Origin of the sequence: Flavobacterium sp. FlaQc-47 (assembly GCF_044006475.1) — a bacterium.
Classification (GTDB): Bacteria; Bacteroidota; Bacteroidia; order Flavobacteriales; family Flavobacteriaceae; genus Flavobacterium.
Window position 1 is genome coordinate 1 of sequence record NZ_JBIPCQ010000021.1, and the last position, 358, is coordinate 358.

The following is a 358-nucleotide window of genomic DNA, read 5'->3' on the forward strand; positions in this document are numbered from 1 at the left end:
AAAGATTCTGCTGAAGCATTAGTACTTCTGTTATCAAAATAATTTAAGATTGACTGGTAGTTAAAAGTAATTGTATTAAGTAGGATATTGAAGCTTTAAAACCAGATTCCTCTACATTTCTATACCAATGGGCCAGTTTTGTCATGGCAATATGTTTATTGTTATAAATTCCTCGGAGTTGTTGACTTAAATTGTAAGCTTTCTTTAGATCGGGATATAACTCAAATAAAGGTTGACCTCTTTCATTTTGGCTTTGAGTCCATTTTTCGCGAGATTTATAAAGTAAATATCTGCTTCTGGCTAATAATTGTTTTACGGAATCTCCGTTGATTAAAAGCTTGGGAATGTATGTTTTGTT

At 31.6% G+C, this 358-nt stretch carries 1 protein-coding gene; it reads right to left on the bottom strand.

Annotation, left to right across the window (positions count from 1 at the left end; translation table 11 throughout):
* Nucleotides 1–43: 43 nt before the first annotated feature.
* Nucleotides 44–358, bottom strand: a 315-nt coding sequence (locus ACHRVX_RS23845; RefSeq protein WP_395337091.1) for a transposase, incomplete at its 5' end; no start/stop codon positions are given.